This window comes from uncultured Frigoribacterium sp. (assembly GCF_963515265.1).
Classification (GTDB): Bacteria; Actinomycetota; Actinomycetes; order Actinomycetales; family Microbacteriaceae; genus Frigoribacterium.
Genome location: NZ_CAUPYL010000143.1, coordinates 1 through 6,814 on the forward strand (window position 1 = coordinate 1; position 6,814 = coordinate 6,814).

The 6,814-nt window shown below is 73.4% G+C and carries 5 protein-coding genes; 4 read left to right on the forward strand and 1 reads right to left on the reverse strand.

The window, feature by feature from the left end:
* The 3 genes from RWM17_RS10830 to RWM17_RS10840 form a co-directional block, all read left to right on the forward strand.
* A partial coding sequence (locus RWM17_RS10830; protein ID WP_314103565.1) for a DEAD/DEAH box helicase occupies positions 1-2,911 on the forward strand: 2,911 nt, incomplete at its 5' end.
* Positions 2,912-3,045: 134 nt separating this feature from the next.
* Positions 3,046-3,807 (forward strand): MBL fold metallo-hydrolase, encoded by a 762-nt coding sequence (locus tag RWM17_RS10835; protein ID WP_314103567.1) that lies wholly within the window; start codon positions 3,046-3,048, stop codon positions 3,805-3,807.
* Positions 3,808-4,066: 259 nt separating this feature from the next.
* Positions 4,067-4,462 (forward strand): hypothetical protein, encoded by a 396-nt coding sequence (locus RWM17_RS10840; protein ID WP_314103569.1) that lies wholly within the window; start codon positions 4,067-4,069, stop codon positions 4,460-4,462.
* A gap of 198 nt (positions 4,463-4,660) precedes the next feature.
* Here the strand turns inward: RWM17_RS10840 and RWM17_RS10845 are convergent, their stop codons facing one another.
* The gene (locus tag RWM17_RS10845; protein ID WP_314103571.1) at positions 4,661-5,806 is read right to left on the reverse strand and encodes an SDR family oxidoreductase; all 1,146 of its coding nucleotides are present in this window, start codon (positions 5,804-5,806) and stop codon (positions 4,661-4,663) included.
* Positions 5,807-5,941: 135 nt separating this feature from the next.
* Between RWM17_RS10845 and RWM17_RS10850 the strand changes: the two genes are divergently transcribed.
* Positions 5,942-6,646 (forward strand): T6SS immunity protein Tdi1 domain-containing protein, encoded by a 705-nt coding sequence (locus RWM17_RS10850; RefSeq protein ID WP_314103572.1) that lies wholly within the window; start codon positions 5,942-5,944, stop codon positions 6,644-6,646.
* Positions 6,647-6,814: the final 168 nt, after the last annotated feature.

Below are 6,814 nucleotides of genomic sequence, written 5' to 3' on the forward strand. Positions count from 1 at the left end.
GCTCGTCGACGCGCAGGACCGCGCGACGGGCGGGCTGGGCGGGGGCGGACTGGTGACGGGGGCCTCCCTGGGCGGGGCGGCGGGCGCCTCCTGGCGTCTCGGGGTGCGGCCGGTCAGCCTCAGCCGCACGGGCAACTGGGTGCGGGGCGACCTCACCTGGACGTCGCTGCCGTACCAGATGAACCGCCTGCAGATCGCGGCCGACGTGCACGCCTGGTTCGGCCAGTTCGCGGCCCTGCACCGCTCCGTGCACGCGGCATACGTGCCCGGCGAGAGCGACTGGCTGATGCTCGACGACTTCTCCAGTCCGCTGCTCTGGCCCCTGCTCGCGGAGGCCGAGCGGCTCGGGATCGCCCTCGTCACCGGCAAGCGCAGCACCGACGTCACCGTGGCCACGGGCGCTCGGGTGGCGGTCGACGCGCGTCGCGGAGACGACGGCGGCCTCGTGCTCGCCGCGGGCGTGACGGTCGACGGCGTGCTGCGCACGGACGACGAGAGCGGCACGGTGGCCGACCACGGGGTCTATCTCGTGTCACCCGACCCCGCGCTGTCGATCGTCCTCGCGCCGACCGCGTCGCCGATCGGCGACGAGCAGCGACGGCTGTTGGCGTCTGCGCGCGAGCTCGTCGTGCCCGCAGGCGACGCCGACGAGTTCCTCCGCGACTTCTACCCTGCGCTGCAGCAGACGGTCGCCGTGACCAGCAGCGACGACTCGGTGGCCTTCCCCGAGGTGCTCCCGCCGCAGCTGGTGCTGACGGCGACCTTCGGCAGGGGCGACAGCCTCTCGCTCGGCTGGCACTGGGACGTCGCGGGTCGCGTCGTGCCCTTCGGCTCGGCGGCACCCGCCCCCGGGGTCGTCGTGCCCGACGTCGAGTCGTGGGGCGTCCCGGGCCGAGGCACGACGCTCCGCGGGGTGGCGGCCGCGGAGTTCGCCCACGCACGGCTGCCCGATCTCGAGGCGCGACGAGACGTCCGCGTCGACGTCGTCGGCGAGCGCCCCGACTACCGCGAGCTCACCGAGGCGCCGCACCTGACCGTCACGACGATCGAGACCGACAAGCGCGACTGGTTCGACCTCGGCGTGCTCGTCACGATCGAGGGCCGGACGGTGCCGTTCGTCCCGTTGCTGACGGCGCTGGCGAAGCGGCAGCGCAAGATGCTGCTCGTCGACAAGTCGTACCTGTCGCTGACGCACCCGGCCTTCGACGAGCTGAAGCGGCTCATCGACGAGGCGACCTCGCTCGACGAGTGGGAGGTCGAGACTCCCCGCATCAGCCGTTACCAGGCGGGCCTCTGGGCCGAGTTCGACGACCTCGCCGACGCGACGGTACAGGCGGACAGCTGGCGGCGGACGGTGGGCGGGCTGCTCGCGCTGGCCGACGCGGCGGACGGCGACACCGGCGCCGCTGCACTAGCCGCAGCGTCCTCGGCGGCGGTGCCCGCCTCCTTGACGGCGACGTTGCGGCCGTACCAGCTCGAGGGCTTCCGGTGGCTGGCGTTCCTGTACGAGCACGGTCTCGGCGGTGTCCTCGCCGACGACATGGGGCTCGGCAAGACGCTGCAGACCCTTGCGTTGTTCGCGCACGTCCGTGAAGCCGAGGCCGTGGCCCGCGCCCGCGCCCGCGACGCTGACTCGCCCGGTGCCGGGCCTGGCTATGCCACGCTCCCGCGCACCCCGTTCCTCGTCGTCGCTCCCACCTCGGTCGTCTCCGGCTGGGCGTCCGAGGCCGCTCGCTTCACGCCGGGGCTGCTCGTGCACACGATCACCGAGACCGAGGCCAAGAGCCGCGGGGGCCTGCGGGAGGCGGCGGCCGAGGCCGACGTCGTGGTCACCTCCTACGCGTTGTTCCGTCTCGACTTCGCGGAGTACGCGGCGCACTCGTGGGCGGCTCTCGTGCTCGACGAGGCCCAGTACGTGAAGAACCCGCAGTCGCAGGCGCACCGCTTCGCCGTCGACCTGGACGTGCCGGTGACGATCGCCATCACGGGCACGCCGCTCGAGAACGGCCTGATGGATCTCTGGGCGCTCTTCCGCATCGTCGCGCCCGGACTGCTCTCGACGAGCGTCCGCTTCTCGGACGACTGGCTGAAGCCGATCGCGACCGGTGAACGACCTGAGCTGCTGCAGGCGCTGCGGCGTCGGATCCGGCCGCTGATGCTCAGGCGCACCAAAGAACTGGTGGCACCCGAGCTGCCGGAGAAGCAGGAGCAGGTTCTGCGCGTCGACCTGGCACCGGCGCACCGGGAGCTCTACGACGCGTTCCTGCAGCGAGAGCGCCTGAAGCTGCTCGACCTGATCGACGACCTCGACCGCAACCGGTTCATCGTGTTCCGCTCGCTCACCCTGTTGCGGATGCTCGCGCTCGACGCCGTGCTCATCGACCCGGCCTACGACGACGTGCCCTCGGCGAAGCTCGACCAGCTGCTCGACGAGCTCGACGACGTGGTCGCGGGCGGGCACCGGGCGCTCGTGTTCAGCCAGTTCACGTCGTTCCTGTCACGCGTCGCCGACCGGCTCGCCGAGCGTGGCCTCGCCCACGAGTACCTCGACGGGTCGACGAGGAGGCGGGCCGAGGTGATCGAGCGGTTCCGCTCGGGTGCCTCGCCCGTGTTCCTCATCAGCCTCAAGGCCGGCGGCGTCGGCCTGAACCTGACCGAGGCCGACTACGTCTTCGTGCTCGACCCGTGGTGGAACCCCGCCGCCGAGTCGCAGGCGGTCGACCGCGCCCACCGCATCGGCCAGACGAAGCGGGTGATGGTCTACCGGATGATCGCGAACGACACGATCGAGGAGAAGGTCCTCGCGCTCAGCCGCAAGAAGGCCGCCCTCTTCGACGCGGTCGTCGACGACGACGCCGTCTTCAGCTCTTCGCTCACCGCGGACGACATCCGCGGGCTGCTCGACGCCTGACCGACGGTGGTCGAACCCGGGCGCCTGCTGACTGGTGCCTGACACCGTCGACCCGGAGCGCGCCTCCGTGGCCCCTCGACCGGGCTCGTGTCAAGCCGTCTGCACGGACGAGCCCGCCGTGGTTCGGTCGGTGCATGTCGTTCCTCCGCCCCTCCGCCCTGCTCGAGCGCGACGTCGCCCCCGGCGTGCACCGCCTCGAGGTCGCCGACACGAACCTGTACCTGGTCGAGCACGACACGAGGGTGCTGATCGTCGACGCGGGTCTCCCTGCTGCGTGGCCGCACCTCCTGCAGGCCCTGTTCGAGCTCGGCCACGGCCGGGACGACGTCGACGGCGTCTTCCTCACCCACGCCCACTTCGACCACGTCGGCTGTGCACGTCAGGTGCGGCGGCGCTGGGGGCTGCCGGTGTGGGTCCACGAGGCCGACGCCCGTCTCGCGGCCCGGCCGTACTCGTACCGCCACGAGCGCCCCCGCTGGCGGTACCCGGTCGAGCACCTCGCCGCCCTGCCGGCGCTCGGCCGTATGGCCCTCGCGGGCGCGCTGGGGGTGCGGGGCGTCCGGGACGCCGAGCCGATCGGTGCCGGCACGCCGTTGCCCGAGGGCGCCGTGATCGTGCCGACGCCGGGACACACCGACGGGCACGTCGCGCTCCACCTGCCCGACCGCGACGCGGTGATCGTCGGGGACGCGCTCGTCACGCTCGACCCCTACACCGGCGGTCGCGGCCCGCAGATCGTGGCCGGAGCCGCGACGGCCGACAGCGACGTGGCCCTCGCCTCGCTCGACGCCCTCGCCTCGACGGGAGCGCGGGTGGTGCTCCCCGGCCACGGGGAGCCGTGGCGCGACAGCATCGGGCGGGCCGTCGAGCTCGCTCGACGGCGCGGCGCGCACTGAGCGGCGCGGCACGCACTGAGCGGCGCGGCCCGCATTTAGTTGCGCAGTGCTCACTCAGCGGCGCGGCGCCGGACGCCGGGCATCGCAAAGGGAGACAGATCCGCCGCCAGGAGGCCCCGGATCCCCGCTCCTGGGACGCCGGCGACGCCGATCACTCTCACATGTGGGACAAGGGGCCGAGGGCGCGTTGGGCTCGGCACGCGGACGCTGCCTCCGAGCTCGCTGACGATCCCTCGCGAGTGCGGCGTACGGTCGCCGCATGGACGAGACGACACCGACCGACCGCACACCCGAGCGCGACGCCGCGGAGCTCGCGCTCGCGATCGTGTCCCAGGCCGCTGCCATCACGCAGGGCGACGACGAGGCACTCGACGCGAGCGACGACAACCTGCGCGAGGTCGTCGCCGAGCAGGCCGACGAGCCGCTGACCGAGCAGCAGGAGGCGGTCGTCTCGACCCTCGGAGCAGCCGGCGGCAGCCTCGCGGCCGGTCTCAGCGCAGCCCTGGCCGAGGCCCGCGGGGTCGACGCCACCGTGGTGCTCGGCGCCACGGCGCAGTCGATCCTCGCCCACGCGGACGACGTGCCCCTCGCGGACGGCGCCCCGCGCGTCGACGACGCGTCCGACGGCCCGGCTGACGACAAGCGCCTCCCGTAGCCAGCGCCCCACGCCTCCTCGGTTCAGGGCCCGCGCCTCCTCCGTGCCGTCGACCCGCGCCTCCTGAGATCAGGGCGAAGGTCCGCACATGCCGACCGTCAGCCGATGCCGGGCGCTACAACAGCGGGAAATGCAGGTATTGCGGCACCCGCGGTCGGCATTTGCGGGACACAGAGCGCCCGAGGACGCGCAGCCGCCCTACGGCACCAGGCGTGCCGCGCGGTACCGGTCGAAGAGCTCGGTGAACGCGCGCTCCGTGCGGCGGAACCCGACGAACCCGGCCTCGCGGCTCTTGCCCATGTCGGTGACGACCTCCATCTCGCGGCCGAGGTCGGCGTCGGTGTGCCACCACGACGCGACGCGCGCGAGGTCGGGCTCGACGAGATCGTGCTTCGCGGCGAGCGCCGCCCAGTCGTCCTCGCGACCGGCCATCTGCACCTCGAACGGCTGCGGCGCGCCCGACGGCCCGGCGACCAGGGCAGGGTCGACGCCGAGGTGCGCGGCGAGGCGGGGCCACATCCAGCGCCAGCGGAACACGTCGCCGTTCACGACGTTGAACGGCTCGTCCGCACCGGCGGGGTCGGTCGACGCCCAGACCATGTGGTCGGCGAGCAGGCCGGCGTCGGTCATGTCGGTGAGCGAGTTCCACTGCGTCTCGCTGCCCGGGAACACGAACGGCAGCCCGTGCTCGCGGCTCAGAGCAGCGGCGGCGGCGATGGTGAGGCCCATGTTCATCGCGTTGCCGACGGCGTAGCCGATCACGGTGTGCGAGCGGTGCACCGACCAGGTGAAGCCCTGGCGCTCGGCGGCGGCGAAGACCTCGTCCTCCTGCGCGTAGTAGAAGTTCGGGGTGTCGAGGCGGGGCTCCTCCTCGTGGAACGGCGTGTCGGGCATCTCGCCCGCGGCGTACGCCTCGAACGGTCCGAGGTAGTGCTTCAGGCCGGTGACCAGCGCGACGTGCTGCACCGGCGCGTGTGCCAGCGCGGCGAGCAGGTCGCGGACCATGCCCGCGTTGACCGCGATGTTCTCGGCCTCGGTCTCCTGGCGCGACCAGGCCGTGAAGAAGACGTGGGTGGGGCGTTCGCCGGCCAGCGCCTCCTGCAGGCTGTCGGCACTGCGCAGGTCCGCGGCGATGCCGCGGACGCCGGGGGCCGAGGAGGCGCGGCGCGACAGCGCGAGGACGTCCCAGCCGTCCGCTGTGAGGCGCTCGACCAGCGCGGTGCCGGTGATGCCGCTGGCGCCGACCACGAGCGCGGTGCGCGGCGCGGCGTCCGGGGTGCCGGGAGCGGCGGCGGAGGGGTCGGCGGTCGGGTCGGTCGGACGGGTGCTGTCGGCAGAGCTCATCCGTGGTGCAACCGACGCGGCGAGCGTGCATTCCCGGGGGGCGTTCCCGCGCGTCAGCCCCGCTCTCGTCCGGACCACCTCATGAGTTCTCGTCAGCTCTCGACGAGCAGGCGAGGTCCCCCTAAGCTCACGCGAATGAGGAACCCGTTCCGGCGCTCGACGACGAGCCCGCAGGACACCGCGGCCGCACCCGAGACCGCGCCCGTCAGAGTCCCTTCCGAGCTGGCGACCGAGCCTGCCACCGAGCCCGAGCCCGCCGCCGCGCCCGAGCCCGTCCCCGCGCCTGGGCCCGCCGCCGCACCCGAGCTGACGGCCGAGCCCGCGTCCGGCTCGCCCGGCTACCACCTCCTCCCGTCGCCTCGCCCCGTCGGCGACCTGCCCGGCTGGGAGGGGCTGCATCGCTCGTACACCGACGTCGTCGGGTACTCGCACCTCGGGCACGTGTTCCTCCACGACCGGCGCGAGGGCACCTTCGGGGTGCTGCACCCCTTCCGCGACGCCTTCAAGGACTACGGCCGCTTCGACTCCCTCGAGCACTTCGACGCGATGGTCCTGTCCGACGAGGGCTTCGACGAGTTCGTCCTCCGCCGCCCCCACCTCGACGAGGTCGCCCGCCGCACGGGCCCCCTCGGCCCCGACCAGGTCTACGTGCCCGTGCCCTACCCGTTCCTCGGGGGCGACGAGTCGCCCGACAGCTACGACCGCGGCGACGTCTGGACGTTCCTCAGGATCGTCCCGCAGATGTTCGCCCGGCAGCGGGCGCAGGAGGCGGAGGCCGAGTCCGCGGGGGACGCGCCGGTCCGCGACGGTCGCAGCGACTCGCCGGGCGCGCCTGCCTAGACTCGTCCCGATGTCCGAACGCCCCGCCTCCGACCGACCCGCCGACCGTGACGGGACGCCGACCCGGGCGGGCACGCCCGGCTTCGCCGACGGCCCGCGGGCGTACGACCCGCCGCCGAGGCGAGCTGCTGCTCCCGAGGCCGGACCTGAGGCCGACGGGGCTTCTGC

What these genes read in the sequence shown, in the direction of transcription:
- RWM17_RS10835 (WP_314103567.1), top strand. Translation starts at nt 3,046, where the DNA reads ATGTCGTTCCTCCGCCCCTCCGCCCTGCTCGAGCGCGACGTCGCCCCC.
- RWM17_RS10850 (WP_314103572.1), top strand. Translation starts at nt 5,942, where the DNA reads ATGAGGAACCCGTTCCGGCGCTCGACGACGAGCCCGCAGGACACCGCG.
- RWM17_RS10840 (WP_314103569.1), top strand. Translation starts at nt 4,067, where the DNA reads ATGGACGAGACGACACCGACCGACCGCACACCCGAGCGCGACGCCGCG.
- RWM17_RS10845 (WP_314103571.1), bottom strand. Translation starts at nt 5,806, where the DNA reads ATGAGCTCTGCCGACAGCACCCGTCCGACCGACCCGACCGCCGACCCC.